Annotated in this window: 19 protein-coding genes; 7 read left to right on the top strand and 12 right to left on the bottom strand. The window is 62.3% G+C overall.

The genetic code is table 11. The features are described from left to right. Nucleotides 1-22: 22 nt before the first annotated feature. On the bottom strand, nt 23-631 hold the full coding sequence (locus NKH99_RS23385) for a YqgE/AlgH family protein (RefSeq protein ID WP_031211061.1): 609 nt from the start codon (nt 629-631) through the stop codon (nt 23-25). 147 nt (nt 632-778) lie between these two features. Between NKH99_RS23385 and NKH99_RS23380 the strand changes: the two genes are divergently transcribed. The 3 genes from NKH99_RS23380 to NKH99_RS23370 all read left to right on the top strand — a co-directional run bounded on the left by NKH99_RS23380 (nt 779) and on the right by NKH99_RS23370 (nt 2,778). After that, a complete protein-coding gene (locus tag NKH99_RS23380; RefSeq protein ID WP_352456894.1) occupies nt 779-1,585 on the top strand; it encodes a protein-disulfide reductase DsbD domain-containing protein in 807 nt (268 codons plus the stop codon). A gap of 82 nt (nt 1,586-1,667) precedes the next feature. Next, entirely contained in the window at nt 1,668-2,168 is a 501-nt protein-coding gene (locus NKH99_RS23375) for a peroxiredoxin (protein WP_353015794.1), read from the top strand. A gap of 130 nt (nt 2,169-2,298) precedes the next feature. Next, the gene (locus NKH99_RS23370) at nt 2,299-2,778 is read left to right on the top strand and encodes a DUF2938 domain-containing protein (protein ID WP_352768730.1); all 480 of its coding nucleotides are present in this window, start codon (nt 2,299-2,301) and stop codon (nt 2,776-2,778) included. A gap of 18 nt (nt 2,779-2,796) precedes the next feature. Here the strand turns inward: NKH99_RS23370 and rnhA are convergent, their stop codons facing one another. The 11 genes from rnhA to coxB all read right to left on the bottom strand — a co-directional run bounded on the left by rnhA (nt 2,797) and on the right by coxB (nt 11,910). Continuing rightward, nucleotides 2,797-3,336: a ribonuclease HI gene (rnhA, locus tag NKH99_RS23365; protein WP_352768720.1), complete on the bottom strand. Its 540-nt coding sequence runs from the start codon at nt 3,334-3,336 to the stop codon at nt 2,797-2,799. After that, nucleotides 3,333-4,295, bottom strand: a complete 963-nt coding sequence (locus NKH99_RS23360) for a homoserine kinase (RefSeq protein WP_353015791.1) — start codon at nt 4,293-4,295, stop codon at nt 3,333-3,335. Before NKH99_RS23360 ends, rnhA begins: the two co-directional genes overlap by 4 nt. A 5-nt stretch (nt 4,296-4,300) precedes the next feature. Next, nucleotides 4,301-5,305 carry a 4-hydroxy-3-methylbut-2-enyl diphosphate reductase gene (gene ispH / locus NKH99_RS23355; RefSeq protein WP_254818458.1) on the bottom strand — a complete coding sequence of 335 codons (1,005 nt, stop codon included), beginning with the start codon at nt 5,303-5,305 and terminating at the stop codon, nt 4,301-4,303. A gap of 107 nt (nt 5,306-5,412) precedes the next feature. Continuing rightward, the gene (locus NKH99_RS23350) at nt 5,413-6,168 is read right to left on the bottom strand and encodes an SURF1 family protein (protein ID WP_352501955.1); all 756 of its coding nucleotides are present in this window, start codon (nt 6,166-6,168) and stop codon (nt 5,413-5,415) included. Next, a complete protein-coding gene (locus NKH99_RS23345; RefSeq protein WP_352470653.1) occupies nt 6,165-6,551 on the bottom strand; it encodes a DUF983 domain-containing protein in 387 nt (128 codons plus the stop codon). The genes NKH99_RS23350 and NKH99_RS23345 overlap by 4 nt, the downstream gene beginning before the upstream one ends. Nucleotides 6,552-6,633: 82 nt before the next feature. Beyond that, nucleotides 6,634-7,515 (bottom strand): cytochrome c oxidase subunit 3, encoded by an 882-nt coding sequence (locus tag NKH99_RS23340; RefSeq protein WP_352449883.1) that lies wholly within the window; start codon nt 7,513-7,515, stop codon nt 6,634-6,636. Between the two features lies 1 nt (nt 7,516). Then, nucleotides 7,517-8,149 (bottom strand): cytochrome c oxidase assembly protein, encoded by a 633-nt coding sequence (locus NKH99_RS23335; RefSeq protein WP_352593359.1) that lies wholly within the window; start codon nt 8,147-8,149, stop codon nt 7,517-7,519. A 7-nt stretch (nt 8,150-8,156) separates the two neighbouring features. After that, the gene (locus NKH99_RS23330) at nt 8,157-8,324 is read right to left on the bottom strand and encodes a cytochrome c oxidase system small membrane protein (RefSeq protein ID WP_023674135.1); all 168 of its coding nucleotides are present in this window, start codon (nt 8,322-8,324) and stop codon (nt 8,157-8,159) included. Further along, the gene (locus NKH99_RS23325) at nt 8,321-9,265 is read right to left on the bottom strand and encodes a heme o synthase (RefSeq protein WP_353015789.1); all 945 of its coding nucleotides are present in this window, start codon (nt 9,263-9,265) and stop codon (nt 8,321-8,323) included. Before NKH99_RS23325 ends, NKH99_RS23330 begins: the two co-directional genes overlap by 4 nt. Nucleotides 9,266-9,340: 75 nt before the next feature. Further along, nucleotides 9,341-10,993, bottom strand: a complete 1,653-nt coding sequence (gene ctaD / locus NKH99_RS23320) for a cytochrome c oxidase subunit I (RefSeq protein ID WP_352470655.1) — start codon at nt 10,991-10,993, stop codon at nt 9,341-9,343. 38 nt (nt 10,994-11,031) lie between these two features. Continuing rightward, a complete protein-coding gene (gene coxB, locus NKH99_RS23315) occupies nt 11,032-11,910 on the bottom strand; it encodes a cytochrome c oxidase subunit II (RefSeq protein WP_353015787.1) in 879 nt (292 codons plus the stop codon). Between the two features lie 372 nt (nt 11,911-12,282). Here coxB and NKH99_RS23310 point away from each other — a divergent pair, with 372 nt between their 5' ends. From NKH99_RS23310 to NKH99_RS23295, 4 genes are all read left to right on the top strand, one after another. After that, nucleotides 12,283-12,807 (top strand): invasion associated locus B family protein, encoded by a 525-nt coding sequence (locus NKH99_RS23310; RefSeq protein ID WP_352449887.1) that lies wholly within the window; start codon nt 12,283-12,285, stop codon nt 12,805-12,807. 127 nt (nt 12,808-12,934) lie between these two features. Then, on the top strand, nt 12,935-14,347 hold the full coding sequence (gene tldD, locus NKH99_RS23305; protein WP_352501957.1) for a metalloprotease TldD: 1,413 nt from the start codon (nt 12,935-12,937) through the stop codon (nt 14,345-14,347). Nucleotides 14,348-14,498: 151 nt separating this feature from the next. Further along, nucleotides 14,499-14,774, top strand: coding sequence for an AbrB/MazE/SpoVT family DNA-binding domain-containing protein (locus NKH99_RS23300; protein ID WP_352449889.1), 276 nt, complete (start codon nt 14,499-14,501; stop codon nt 14,772-14,774). Continuing rightward, nucleotides 14,761-15,150 (top strand): type II toxin-antitoxin system VapC family toxin, encoded by a 390-nt coding sequence (locus tag NKH99_RS23295; RefSeq protein ID WP_023674128.1) that lies wholly within the window; start codon nt 14,761-14,763, stop codon nt 15,148-15,150. The genes NKH99_RS23300 and NKH99_RS23295 overlap by 14 nt, the downstream gene beginning before the upstream one ends. Nucleotides 15,151-15,158: the final 8 nt, after the last annotated feature.

The following is a 15,158-nucleotide window of genomic DNA, read 5'->3' as shown; positions in this document are numbered from 1 at the left end:
AAGTTTCAGGACGTAATGAGGTTCAGGCGTGACCGGCAGCCAGGCTGAGATGCGCGAGATCAATGCCGATCGAGGCGAGGATCCGGTCATATTTGCGATCGATGTCGGCGTCGAACAGAAGCTCGGCACTTGCCGGGCAAGTCAGCCAGCCATTCTCGACGATCTCGTTTTCAAGCTGGCCCGCACCCCAGCCGGCATAGCCAAGCGCCATCAGAGCCCGCCGGGGTCCGCGGCCGGAGGAGATGGCGCGCAATATGTCGACGGTCGCGGTCAGACAGACATCGTCGGACACGGCGAGCGAGGATTCCACCCGGTAGTCGCCCGAATGCAGAACGAAGCCGCGGCTACGATCCACCGGTCCGCCATTGCGCACGACGAAGTCGCGCGCCGGTGGCGGCAGGCGAATTGCCTCCAGCTCGTTCATGATGCCGAGTTGCACGAGCAGGTCCGGAAACAGCATCTGCTGCGTCTGGTTGATGATCAGCCCCATCGCGCCTTCGTCGCTGTGCGCGCAAATGTAGATGACAGAGCGCGTGAAGCGGTCATCCTTCATGCCGGGCATGGCAATCAGGAACTGATCGTCGAGAAAGCCGGGTCCTGCGGCCGTCCTTTTATGGCGCAACAAATCCATGGCCACAGCGTAACGCGTTTCCGGGGCGTCGAAAAGATGGGCGGCGCCCGATTTGATCAGGCTCGTAAATCGAAGGTCACGCAAATATGATGCCGGCGGCGTCATGAAATCATTGTGCGGCCATCAACAGACGATCAAATCATTGCCATGCAAAGCTTGAAAATCCTGCTGCTTGGCGTAGCCATTGGATCGGCGACCGGCCTCCCCGCCTCAGCCTCCTCATCGGCCTGGTACAACAGCGAAGGCGGCAGGGTGCGGCTGGTGACGAGCGGCAAGGCCGATGAGGCCGGGCGTCTCCAGGGCGTCCTCGACATTGCGCTGAAGCCCGGCTGGAAGACCTATTGGCGCGATCCGGGCGATGCGGGCGTGCCGCCACAGATCGACGTCTCGGCCAGCACCAACATTGCCGACGCGACGCTTTCGTTTCCGCCGCCGCAGCGCCACGACGACGGCTACGGCAAATGGGCCGGCTACGACCACCCCGTTTCGTTGCCGGTGACGTTCACGCTTGCCGCGCCCGGCCAGCCGGCCGTCATCGATGCGGACATTTTCCTCGGCATCTGCGAAACCATCTGCATCCCGGTGCAGACAAGGCTGACCGTCGATCCCGGCGCCGATCCGGACAACGCCGAGGACGCGGCACTGGTCAAGGCAGGCCTTGCCACCCTGCCCGCCACGGCAACGCCCGATTTCGGCATAAACGTACTGCCGGGCGACCACGAAACGCTGATTGTCGAAGCGAGCTTTCCGGGCAGCCCCGAGGGCGCCGACTTCTTCGTTGCCGGCGAACGCGACTACATGTTCGGTGCCCCGGCACGCAGCGAAAAGGATGGCAAGCTGATCTTTACTGTGCCGATCCTCGACAGGCCGTCGACAACGCCAACCGATGGCGGCCTGCACTACACACTGACAAGTGCCGCAGGCGCGGTCGAAGGCCTGTTGCCATTCCCGTGATGCCAACGTCTGGACGGTTGCCGGGCGCGCCTTAATTCGCTATCGCAAGGACACTCCCTTCCATTTCCAAGCGAGGACCATCATGACGATCTCCGTTGGCGACAAACTGCCCGATGCGACCTTCAAGACAATGACCGCCGACGGTGCAAAGCCGATAACGACGGGCGAGCTATTCTCAGGAAAGAAGGTCGTGCTGTTTGGCGTTCCGGGCGCCTTCACGCCGACCTGCAGCAACAATCATCTGCCCGGCTACCTGGACAATTACGACAGCATCCTGGCGCGCGGCGTCGACACTATCGCCGTTGTCTCGGTCAACGATGTTCACGTTATGGGGGCCTGGGCCCGCTTCAGCGGCGGTGAAGGCAAAATCCTTTATCTTGCCGATGGCAATGGCGATTTCGCCAAATCCGTCGGGCTCGACGCCGACCTCTCCAGCGGCGGCATGGGGCTACGCTCGAAGCGTTTTTCGATGATCGTCGATGACGGCAAGGTCACCGCACTCAATGTCGAGACAAAGCCCGGCGTCGACGAATCCGGTGCGGCTCACATTCTCGGACAGCTTTCCGTCCTGGCGACAGCCTAGGCCAGGCACGGCAAAGGGCGTCCAAAGGACGCTGACTTTTGCATCGGCGCATGATCCTTCCGAAAGCCGACCCGGTTTTCGGGACCATGCGTCGGCCCTTCGGGACTGCTTGCTTCTGGGGACCTCGATTATGTCTGACATCGTCTGGCGCAGCGTCGCGATCGGCATCGGCGCAACCGCGCTTATGGATCTCTGGGCGATTTTCCTGAACAAGGCGTTTGCTCAGCCGCGGCCGAACTGGGGGCTGGTCGGCCGCTGGGTCTGGCATCTCAGGGAAGGCAAGGTCTTCCATGACGACATTGGCGAGGCCTCGCCCTACCCGCATGAATCAGTACTTGGGTGGGCCTTTCATTATGCTGTCGGCATCGTCTACGGCGTCATACTGGTCGTGCTGGCCGGAACGGCCTGGCTCACCGCGCCGACCTTCCTGCCGGCTTTTATGCTCGGCATCGTCACCGTCGGCGCCGGGTGGTTTCTGCTGGCGCCCGGCATGGGCGCCGGCTGGGCCGCTTCGAAGCGGCCCAATCCGATGCAGGTCCGCGCCCTCAATCTTGTATCGCATACGGTGTTTGCCATCGGACTGTTCGGCACCGCCCTTCTGATCCGCTGACACGCCAGTTCAACCGGATCAATAACTCTGGGTCGAGCGCCGAACCTTCTTGGCCGCCGATTGCCTGGAGCGGGTGCCTTCCTCCGGCGGCACGGACGCGAGCACGGGTTTCGCCGACTTCGTCTTGAATGGCGCCATGCCGAGCCGCGCCAATTCGTCGGCGCGCTCGTTCTCGGGATGGCCGGCATGGCCCTTGACCCAATGCCAGGTGACCTGGTGGCGGTTGCGCGCAGCGTCGAGCTGCTGCCACAGCTCGGCATTCTTCACCGGCTGCCTGGCGGCGGTCTTCCAGCCGTTGCGCTTCCAGCCGTCGATCCAGCCGAAAATACCGTCCTTGACGTAGTTACTGTCGGTATAAAGATCGACGACGCAAGGCTCCTTGAGCGCATTGAGCGCCGAGATGGCCGCCAACAACTCCATGCGGTTGTTGGTGGTCAGAGCCTCGCCACCATGGAGCTCCTTGATTGCGCCGTTGAAGCGCAGGATTGCGCCCCAGCCGCCAGGCCCGGGATTGCCCGAACAGGCACCATCGGTGAAGATTTCAACGCGCTTGGTCATGTCAGTCCATATTCGGAAGGAGAGTTGATCGCCCGGTGGAAGCGCATCCGGCGGATATACTCGGTCGGGTCGCGTTTCATCACCAGGCCGCCGTCCGGGACCGTCAGCCAGTCGTAGAGCCGGGTCAGCATGAAGCGCAGCGCCGAACCGCGCGCCAGCATCCGCAGCGCAGCTTTCTCGTCACTGCTCAACGGCCGCACGCTTTGGTAGCCGGCAAGCAGCGCCGTGCCCTTGGTCAGATTGAAGGAAAAATCCTTCTCGAAGCACCAGGCGTTCAGGCACGTGGCAACGTCATAGGCATAGAGGTCGTTGCAGGCGAAATAGAAGTCGATCAGCCCGGACAGTTTCTCGCCGAGGAAAAACACATTGTCCGGGAAAAGATCAGCATGGATGATGCCTTGCGGCAGACCGTTCGGCCAGTTCCGCTCGAAATCGGCGAAATCGGCATCGACCTCGGCCGCCAGTCCCGGCTCGACCTCGTCGGCGCGGGCGCGGGCGGCATTCCACAGCTTGCGCCAGCCATCGATGGCAAGGGCGTTGGGGCGGGTCATCGGAAAATCCGCGCCGGCGAGATGCAGTGCCGCCAGCGCCTTGCCGACCTCGCCGCAATGTGCAGCCGTCGGCCGCCGCAGCGACAGGCCTTCGAGAAAGGTGATGATGACCGCCGGCCGGCCGGCAAGTGTTCCGATCACGCCGCCATCATGTGCGGTGACCGGGAGCGGACACGAAATGCCCTTTCTGGCGAGGTGGGCCATGAGGCCGAGAAAGAACGGCAGGTCAGCCTTGTCGACGCGCTTCTCGTAAAGCGTCAGGATGTAGGAGCCGCTGCTGGTGTGCAGCAGAAAATTCGAGTTTTCGGTGCCTTCGGCGATGCCCTTGTAGGACAAGAGGTCGCCGACCGGATAGTTCCTGAGGAATGCGCCGAGCTCGCCCTCGTTGACGTCGGTGTAAACCGCCATCGTTGCTACGCGGCCCCGTTGACGAAGGCCATGTCGGCAGCCGTCAGTTCGACATCGCGCAACACCCGCATCACCGGAAAGTCCTCCGTCTCCGTCGCCGTCACGGCCAGCTCGATGGTCACGTCGAAGCGCTGCCTGAACGCATCGACGATCTCGTCGACGATGATCTCCGGCGCCGAGGCGCCCGCCGACAGGCCGAGCGTCGAAATGCCGGCAATCTCATTCCACGGAATTTCGGAGGCGCGCTGCACGAGAAGCGACATCGAGGCGCCGGCGCGCTCGGCCACTTCGACCAGGCGCCGCGAGTTGGACGAGTTAGGTGCGCCGACAACCAGGAAGAGATCGGCGCCGGCCGCTGTTTCCTTGACCGCTTCCTGGCGATTGGTGGTGGCATAACAGATCGATTCCGCCGCCGGCGCGTGCAGCTCGGGAAAACGCTGCTGCAGGGCGCGGATGATACCGGCGGTATCCTCGACCGACAGCGTCGTCTGGGTGACGAAGCCGAGCGCTTGTGGGTCTGCGGGCACGAAGCTTGCGGCGTCGGCCTCGGTCTCGATCAGAGTTACCGCGCCGTCCGGCAACTGGCCCATTGTGCCGATCACCTCCGGATGCCCGGCATGGCCGATCAAGAGCACGTGGCGGCCAAGCCGCTGATGGCGCATCGCCTGCTTGTGGACTTTCGAGACCAGCGGGCAAGTCGCGTCGAGATAGAACAGGTTGCGGGACTGGGCGTCGGCCGGCACCGATTTCGGCACGCCATGCGCCGAAAAGACGACCGGGCTCTGGCGATGCTCGGGCGGGATCTCGGAGAGCTCCTCGATGAACACCGCGCCGAGGCTTTGCAGCCCTTCGACGACGTAGCGGTTGTGCACGATCTCGTGGCGGACATAGACCGGCGCGCCGTATTTCTTCAGCGCCAGCACGACGATCTGGATGGCACGGTCAACGCCCGCACAGAAACCGCGGGGCTGGCAGAGCCGGATGGTCAGCGGCGGCTTTGTGTGAAGCATGATTGCATCTTACGCTGATTGTGGGCCGGTTGATCGGACTATGACTTCTGAGCTCAAGGCGCGAAATGAGGTGCGCGGCCCTGCCCTGTCAAGGGTAGTGGCGGCGATCATTGGTCTTTCGCCGGGCGGCGGAGCCAGGAGATCAGGACGCCGGCAAGGGCGGCGGCAAGGCCGTACCAGGTTATCGCATATTGCAGATGGCTGTTCGGCAGGTCGATGACGGTGACACCGCCAACCGGCAGCCCGCCGGGGTTGGGCGTGGCGTTCGCATCGATGAAGATCGGCACCAGCGCCGCACCTGTCGGCAGGCCGGCGCTCGAGGCCATCGCGTCACGGTCCTTCCAGTAGAAGATGTTCTTCTGCGGGTCATTGTCGGGAAGCATCATCGAGGGCTTGGCCGGCAGCGGGTTGCGGGCGAGCCCCGTCACCGTCACTTTGCCCGTTACCTGCCCCTGCGGCCGCTTGGCTGGATCCTTGAAATCGTAGGGCACGAAGCCGCGGTTGATCAGCACGAAACGGCCATCGTCGAGCTGCAGCGGCGTGAAAACGTCGAAACCGGACTGGCCTTCCCAGGTGGCGAGGAAATGCCGCTCGTCTTGATGCAGGAAAGTGCCGGTCACTATCACCGGCGTGTAGTCCACGTCGCCGGCGGCAGCAAACCGCTTTTCGACCTCGGCCAATGGCACGGGCGCCGAATGCGTGCGCTGGTCGATCGTCTGGAGAAGGCCCTCTTTCCAGTGCAGGCGCTGAACCTGCCAGGTGCCGAGCGCCAGCAGGATCAAAAACACGACGATACCCAGGCCGAGCGCCAATGCGCGCTTGGGCCGCGACCGGCCGGCCACCGAACCTGATGCCTCGCTCATTCGCCGCGGTCCAGCCGGCCCTCGGCCGCCTTGTTGCGGTATTGCAGCGTCAGCAGCACGCCCTTGATCAGCCGGAGCGCCGCCAGGCAAAGCACCAGCGTCAGCGGAATCCACAGCAGCAGGTGCAGCCAAAGCGGTGGATTGAGCGTCACCTCCATCCACAACGCCAGGCCGACGACGATGAAGCCGATGATCAGGATAACGAACACCGCCGGCCCGTCACCAGCATCGGCGAAAGAATAATCGAGGCCGCAATTGGTGCAGCGATTGCCGACCGTGAGGAACCCGGAGAACAGCTTGCCCTCGCCACAGCGGGGGCAGCGGCCATGCAAGCCGGCCGAGATCGGATCGATTGGTGGCCAGATCGCCTTGTCGTCGCTCATGGGATCATCCTAGGAGCATTTGCCGCAAAAGATAAGGCGGCCACGTCGCCGCAGCCGCCTTGTCGATTTCCTCAGTTCGATCTCAGTGCGGTTCGATCATCGCGCCGTTCGATGCCCAGACGTAGATCGAGGCAAACAGGAACAGCCACACCACGTCGACGAAGTGCCAGTACCAGGCGGCGGCCTCGAAGCCGAAATGCTGCTTGGGCGTGAAGTCGCCCTTTATGGCGCGGATCAGGCAGACCAACAGGAAGATCGTGCCGATGATGACGTGGAAACCATGGAAGCCGGTCGCCATGAAGAAGGTGGCGCCGTAGATCGAATCCCTGAAGCCGAACGGCGCGTGCATGTACTCGTAGGCCTGCACCATGGTGAACAGCATGCCGAGGCCGACGGTCAGCACCAACCCATTGATCAGGCCCTTGCGGTCGCCGTGGATGAGCGAGTGGTGCGCCCAGGTCACCGTGGTACCCGACAGAAGCAGGATGACGGTGTTGTAGAGCGGCAGATGGAAGGGGTCGAGAACTTCGAGGCCCTTGGGCGGCCAGACGCCGCCAGTGAAGGCGGTACGGGCGTATTGATGGACCTCGCCCGGAAACAGGCTGGCGTCGAAGAAGGCCCAGAACCAGGCGACGAAGAACATCACCTCGGAGGCGATGAACATGATCATGCCGTAGCGCAGATGCAGCGACACGACACGGGTGTGGTGTCCCTCATGCGCCTCCTTGATCGTATCCGACCACCAGGCGAACATCGTGTAGATGACGATCAGCAGGCCGATGAAGAACAGCCATGGATTGGCGACATTGAAACCGAAGATCGGGAAATCGCCGCCCTTGAGGTATTGCATGTAACAGACGCCGCCGAACGCGGTCACCAGCGCCCCGACGGAGCCCAGGAACGGCCACGGGCTCGGGTCGACGAGGTGGTAGTCATGTTGTGGTTTTGCGTGTGCGTCTGCCATATCAACCCCCGAGGCTTGCTTCGGTATCTGAAATCTTGTTGCGGCGGCCGTCGGCCGGCACCGATGATGCGACCGGCTTGGTCTTGTCGACCGGGAACATCGTGTAGGACAGGGTAATCGTCGTCAGATCCTTCAATTCCGGCGCGTTGACGATGTCGGGATCGACATAGAAGACGACCGGCATGTCCAGTGTCTCGCCCGGCTTCAGCGTCGTGTCGGTGAAGCAGAAACACTCGACCTTGTTGAAGTAAGGTCCGGCCAGTTCCGGCTGCACGTTGAAGGTGGCGCGTCCAGTGATGGGACGGCTGAATTTGTTGGTCGCGCTGAAATGCGCCTCGGCGGTTTCGCCGATCTTGATGGTGATCGAGCGGGCGACCGGCTGGAATTGCCAGGGAACGCCGGCGGTGTTGGCGTCGAAGCGGATGGTGATGTCGCGATCGAGCACCCGATCGGCATATTGCTGGGTCGCCCGTTTGACGGTGCCGCCGTAGCCTGTCGCCTGGCAGAACATCGCGTAGAGCGGCACCGCGGCGTAGGCCATGCCGATCATGCCGCCGAAGAACGCGATGCAGACGCCGGCGACGACGCGGTTCGTATTCTTCTTCTTAGGATCGGTGACTGTTTGCCTGGTCATGTTAAGCTCACATCGAGCCGGGGAAACTGTGACCAAATTTCACGATGGTCGCGACGTAGAATATGACGACCAGCGCCGCCAGCGCGAAACCGATTGCGGCCGAGCGATTGCGGCGGGCCTTCTGCTGACGTTCGGTCAACGTGACCAGTTCAAGCTTCTTTTCGGCCATGCTCATGCTCCACCAATGGTCAGCGCGCGCGCGACGACACAATCGCCAAGGTAGGCGGCGAAGACGGCGAAGAGATAGAGCAGCGAATAGCCGAACAAGGCCTTGGCCGGCTTCATCGCCCGGTCGTCATCGGCCATTTGCAGCACCCTCCACGCATACCAGACGAAGCCGGCGCCGAGCAGCAATGCAACGATGCCATAGACCGGCGTGGTGAACCCGAGAACCCAGGGCAGCACGCCAACCGGCGCGAGGACCAGCGCATAGGCAAAGATCTGGCGTCTGGTCGAGGCCTGGCCGGCGACATTCGGCATCATCGGAATGCCTGCCTTGGCGTAGTCATCCGACTTGAACAGCGCGAGCGCCCAGAAATGCGGTGGCGTCCACAGGAAGATGACCAGGAACAGCACCAAGCTTTCGAGGCTGACCGATCCGGTTACCGCCGCCCAGCCTATGACCGGCGGAATGGCACCGGCAGCCCCGCCGATGACGATGTTCTGCGGCGTCCAGCGCTTCAGCCACATCGTATAGATGACGGCATAGAAAAAGATGGTGAAGGCCAGAAGCGATGCTGCCAACCAGTTGACCAGCACGCCGAGCGTCATCACCGACAGAACCGACAGCACGAGCCCGAAACTCAATGCCTCGCCTGGCCGGATGCGGCCGGCCGGCACGGGACGGCCGGCGGTGCGCGTCATCACCGCATCGATGTCTGCGTCATACCACATGTTGAGCGCACCGGAGGCGCCGGCGCCGATGGCAATAGCCAGGATCGCGATCACCGCCAGCAGCGGATTGATGGTCACCGGGGCGGCGACCATGCCGACAAACGCAGTGAACACCACCAGCGACATGACGCGCGGCTTCAGCAGGGCGAAGAAATCGCCCGCCGTCGCTTCCGACATGCGGAAGCCGGGCTCGTCAATCAGTCTGTCTTCGGCAAGGGCCATGCGTACTTAAAGTCCATCATTCCGTTGGCAAAAACCGCCGGCCGGCCGGCGGTTCCGTATTAAGGAGGCAACCGCCTACTTGATCTTCGGCAACTGTTCCCACTGGTGGAACGGCGGCGGCGAAGGCAGCTGCCATTCCAGCGTGGTCGCACCCTCGCCCCAAGGATTGGCGCCGGCGACCCGCTTCTTCTGGAACGCCTCGAAGACGCCGAACAGGAAGATGACGACGCCGATAGCCGAGATGTACGAGCCGTAGGACGACACCATATTCCAGCCGGCGAAGGCATCCGGATAGTCGATATAGCGACGCGGCATACCGGAAAGACCGAGGAAGTGCTGCGGGAAAAAGACCAGGTTGACGCCGACGAAAGTGACCCAGAAGTGGGTGTTCGCGATCACCGGCGAATACATGTAGCCGGTCATTTTCGGGAACCAGTAGTACCAGCCGGCGAAGATCGCGAAGACCGCGCCCAGCGACAGCACGTAGTGGAAGTGCGCGACCACGAAATAGGTGTCGTGCAGCGGGCGGTCGAGGCCGGCATTGGCCAGCTGCACGCCGGTGACGCCGCCAACAGTGAACAGGAAGATGAAGCCGATCGCCCACAGCATCGGGGTCTTGAGCGAAATCGACCCGCCCCACATAGTGGCGATCCACGAGAAGATCTTCACACCCGTCGGCACCGCGATGACCATGGTGGCGAAGACGAAATAGCGCTGGGTGTCGAGCGATAGGCCCGTCGTGTACATGTGGTGGGCCCAGACGATGAAGCCCACCGCGCCGATGGCTACCATCGCATAGGCCATGCCGAGATAGCCGAACACCGGCTTCCTCGAAAAGGTCGAGATGATATGGCTGATGATACCGAAACCCGGCAGGATCAGAATGTAGACCTCCGGATGGCCGAAGAACCAGAACAGGTGCTGGAACAGGATCGGATCGCCGCCACCGTCCGGGGCGAAGAAGGTGGTGCCGAAATTGCGGTCGGTCAACAGCATGGTGATGCCGCCGGCCAGCACCGGAAGCGACAGCAGCAGCAGGAAGGCGGTAATCAGCACAGACCAGGCGAAAAGCGGCATCTTGTGCATGGTCATGCCGGGCGCGCGCATGTTGAAGATGGTGGTGATGAAGTTGATGGCGCCAAGAATCGAGGAGGCGCCGGCGATGTGGATTGACAGGATCGCCAGGTCCATGGCCGGTCCGGGCTGGCCCGATGTCGACAATGGCGGATAAAGCGTCCAGCCGCCGCCGACGCCGTAGGCGCCGGGCGCACTCGGGACGAAGGCCGAGAAAATCAGCAGGATGAAAGCCGGCGGCAGCAGCCAGAACGAGACGTTGTTCATGCGCGGGAAGGCCATATCCGGCGCGCCGATCATGATCGGCACCATCCAGTTGGCAAAGCCGCCGATCAGCGCCGGCATCACCATGAAGAAGATCATGATCAGCGCATGCGCGGTGGTGAAAGCATTGTACATGCTCTTGCCCCCGTCGATGGCGGCGTCGCCATTCATGCCGTAGACCATCTGCGCCAGGCCAGTGAATATCTGGATGCCCGGCTCCTGCAATTCCATGCGCATGACGACCGACAAGGCGCCACCGATGCAGCCCGCCATGATCGCGAAGATCAGATAAAGCGTACCGATGTCCTTGTGGTTGGTCGAATACACCCACCGGACCCAGCCATGATACGGCTTGTGGTCGTGGTCGTCGTGAGCTGCAGCGTGCGCCATGGTCGGCTCCGTTCCCTGAATCTTTTCTGGTCGCGGCATCAATTGCCGGCGGCCGCTACCTTGTTCGTGCCATCGACCTCGGCCATCAGCGCCTTGTTGGCGCCGGGAAGGTCGGTTTTGGCTGCCGCCAGCCAGGTCTTGTATTGTGCATCGGAGACGACGCGAATGGCGATCGGCATGAAGGCGTGGTCCTTGCCGCAGAGTTCCGAGCACTGGCCGTAATAGAGGCCTTCCTTGTCGGCCTTGAACCAGACCTCGTTGATGCGGCCCGGCACCGCGTCGGTCTTGATGCCGAAGGACGGCATGGCAAAGGCGTGAATGACGTCGGTCGCCGTCACCAGCACGCGGGTCATGGTGCTGACCGGCACCACCATCTCATTGTCGACGGCGAGCAGGCGCGGATACGCGGCGCGATCTTCCTTGCCGGCAGCAGCCCTGTCAGCATCCTGAAGGATCGCGGAATTAAAGGAAAGCGTGTTGTCGACCTGGTATTCGTAGTCCCAGTTCCACTGATTGCCGGTCGCCTTGACGGTCAGCTTGGCTTCTTCCGGCGGCGTGTATTGCGCGGTCAGCAGTTGGAACGAGGGAATGGCGAGACAGAGCAGGATGACGACGGGACCGACAGTCCAGATGACCTCGATCAGCGTGTTGTGGCTGGTGCGCGACGGCGTCGGGTTGACGCTCGCCCGGAACCGCAAAATGCAGTAGGCAATCAGGAAAAGCACCAAGGCGGTGATCACAATGATGAACGCGAACGAGTAGTTCCCGAACCACTCGATCTGCCGCATAATGTCGGTCGCCGGAGGCTGAAAACTGGTTTCCCAAGGTTGGGGCTGGGCTGCATGAGCGGATGCAGCGGCAAACAACATGGCGGCGGCACTAGCTACGATTTTGGCGGTTGCCAGGAATTTTTTCATCGCCCTCGTCATCTCCCAGTTCCTCGCGATCGGACCGCAAGAATGTCGAACAATGGCCGGGACGGGAATCCCGGACAATTCAAGGCTGGTTCAAACCATACTCTATTTGCCTCCGCAAGAAAGGAGCGCCGGAACCCGTGCGGCATTTTTGCGCGCAAGCGCGGCGCTGGCTTCGTGCGGTGACGGCTCGCCGCGAATCACCAGAGCGGCATCCGGGTAGAATGAGCCGCGCGGCGTGCGGAGCCGTCGCAATTAGGGCGAAATTGGCACTGAAAAGCGCATTGTCGCCTGTGTCGGGGCAGATCGCCGGGGTCTCGTCCTTTACTTGGGTTTAGTGCGGCTTAAAGTGCCGTGATTCGCAATGGAGCCGTCATGAACCCTTGGCTTTCGAGAACCTTGGCGAAGGTCATCTTTGTTGCCGCCGCAATAGGCTTGTCCGGTGCCGGCCTGGCCAATGCCGCGCAGCCAAGCGGCACGGTGAAGTCGACGCATGGGGCGTGGTCGATCATCTGCGATACGCCCGCCGGTGCTACATCCGAACAATGCGTGATGATGCAGAACGTCGTCGCCGAGGACCGTCCGGAAATGGGTCTTTCCGTCGTCGTGCTGCGCACAGCCGACAACAAGGCCGAAATCCTGCGTGTGCTGGCGCCGCTCGGCGTGCTGTTGCCCAACGGCCTCGGCCTCAATGTCGACGGCAAGGATATCGGCCGCGCCTATTTCGTGCGCTGTTTCCAGGACGGCTGCTATGCCGAGGTCATCCTGGAAAAGCCGCTGCTCGACACGCTGAAGACCGGTACGTCCGCCACCTTCATCGTCTTCCAGACGCCGGAAGAGGGCATCGGCATTCCCGTCGACCTCAAGGGTTTCGCCGACGGCTTCGCCGCCCTGCCTTGAGACTGGTCTTGTAGCACGATCCAGTGATGTTGACCGGCCGAGGTCACGGCAAATCTCATTTCAGATTGTCTGTGCGGGCCTTCGCGCCTACATCGTGGGAAACAATCCTCCTGCGAATGGACCTGCCATGAACAGCCTGATCGGCCAATTTGACATTTCCGACGATCGCATCAAGCAAATCGTTGCCGAGACTATTAACGGCGCCGACGACGGCGAACTGTTTCTCGAATATAGCGAAAGCGAATCGCTGATGTTCGACAATGGCAAGCTGAAGACCGCGAATTTCAACACCGACCAGGGTTTCGGCCTGCGCGCCGTCGCCGGCGAAGCCAGCGGCTACGCCCATTCCAGCGATCTCTCCGAAGCCTCGCTGCTGCGCGCCGCCGATGCCGTTTCGACGGTGAAGAGCGGCTATTCCGGCACGCTTGCCGCAGCGCCTGCCCGCACCAACCGCCACCTCTACGGCGACGGAAACCCTATCCCCTCGCCTTCCTTCGAGGCCAAGGCCAAGCTGCTTCAGGAAATCGATGCATGGCTGCGGGCCGAGGATCCGCGCGTCAGGCAGGTGACGGCGTCGCTCGCCGCCTCCTGGCAGCATGTCGAGATCATGCGCGCCGACGGCCAGATGGTGCGCGACATCCGTCCGCTGGTCAGGATCAACGTGTCGGTGGTGGTCGGCGACGGCGACCGCCAGGAGAGCGGCTCCTACGGCATGGGAGGCCGCAAGGATTTTGGTGAATTCCTGATCGAGGACAGCTGGCGGCACGCGGCCAAGGAGGCATTGCGGCAAGCGCTGGTCAATCTCGAAGCGGTTCCAGCACCTGCCGGCACTTTCGACATCGTGCTGTCGAGCGGCTGGCCGGGCGTCATGTTGCACGAGGCCGTCGGCCACGGGCTGGAGGGCGATTTCAACCGCAAGAAGACGTCGGCCTTTGCCGGCCTGCTTGGCCAGCAGGTGGCGGCGAAAGGCGTCACCGTCGTTGACGACGGCACCCTGCCCGAGCGGCGTGGCTCGCTTACCGTCGACGATGAGGGCACGCCATCGGCCCATAACGTGCTGATCGACGATGGCAAGCTGGTCGGCTACATGCAGGACCGCCAGAACGCCCGGCTGATGGGCATGAAAGCCACCGGCAACGGGCGACGCCAAGGTTACGCGCACGAGCCTATGCCGCGCATGACCAACACCTACATGACAGCGGGCGACATGGAGCCGGACGAGATCATCGCCTCGGTCAAGAACGGCATCTATGCCGTGTCGTTCGGTGGCGGCCAGGTTGACATCACTTCGGGCAAGTTCGTGTTCGGCTGCACCGAAGCCTACATGATCGAGAACGGCAAGGTGACGCAACCGATCAAGGGCGCCATGCTGATCGGCAACGGGCCGGATGCCATGCATCGTGTGGCGATGATCGGCAACGACATGAAGCTCGACACCGGCATCGGCATGTGTGGCAAGGCCGGACAGGGCGTGCCGGTCGGCGTCGGCCAGCCGCATCTCAGGATGAACCAGATGACAGTCGGCGGCACCAGGGTTTGATGGAGTTGACGCCGAATTATCGCCGCTCCGGAACAACCAATCCCCGTCGCCCACTGCCTTGTCATCGCTTTAAGTAGGAGTAGCTTGCGCCTTGAATTTGCGGAGAGCTTCGACTATCTTACATTCGTCTTACACCTAAGGACGTGCGCAGATGGCTGCCGCAAAGAAGCTCGTAACTACGGTCTCGACCAAGGGACAGGTCATCCTGCCCAGCGCGATCCGGAAACGGAGGGAATGGCATGCCGGCACACGCCTTCTGGTCGAGGATACCCCGGAGGGCGTGCTACTGAAGCCTGCGCCAGTCTTCGCCGAGACACGGCCAGAGGACGTGTTTGGATCGCTGCGCTATAGTGGCAGGCCGAAGACGTTGGAGGAAATGGACGCGGGCGTGCTCGCCGAAGCGCGGCGGCGCCATGCTCGCAATTGATACCAACCTGATCGTCCGCTACCTGACGGGCGATCACCCGTCGCAGTCTTCCCGCGCCCGGGCGCTGATCGATAGCCAGCCGGTCTTTGTCGCCGTCACGGTGATGCTGGAAGTCGAATGGGTGTTGCGCAGCGCCTACGGTTTTGCGCCGCTTGAAATCGCCCGTACGCTACGGGTGTTTAGCGGGCTTCCCACGGTAGAGGTGGAAGACGGGGCGGTCGTGTCGTCCGCGCTCGACCTCTCGGAACAGGGGTTGGATTTCGCTGATGCGCTGCATCTGGGCAAGTCCGCTCACTGCGCCGGCTTCGCGACTTTTGACCGCAAGTTCGTCAGGGCCGCGAAGGCGGCCGGATACGAACGCGTGCAAGAAGCATAGCAGCTCAC

The organism is Mesorhizobium sp. M0854 (assembly GCF_040319815.1).
Lineage (GTDB): Bacteria > Pseudomonadota > Alphaproteobacteria > Rhizobiales > Rhizobiaceae > Mesorhizobium.
The sequence above is the reverse complement of the archived record's forward strand: the minus strand, read 5'-3'. Positions and strand labels throughout refer to the sequence as shown.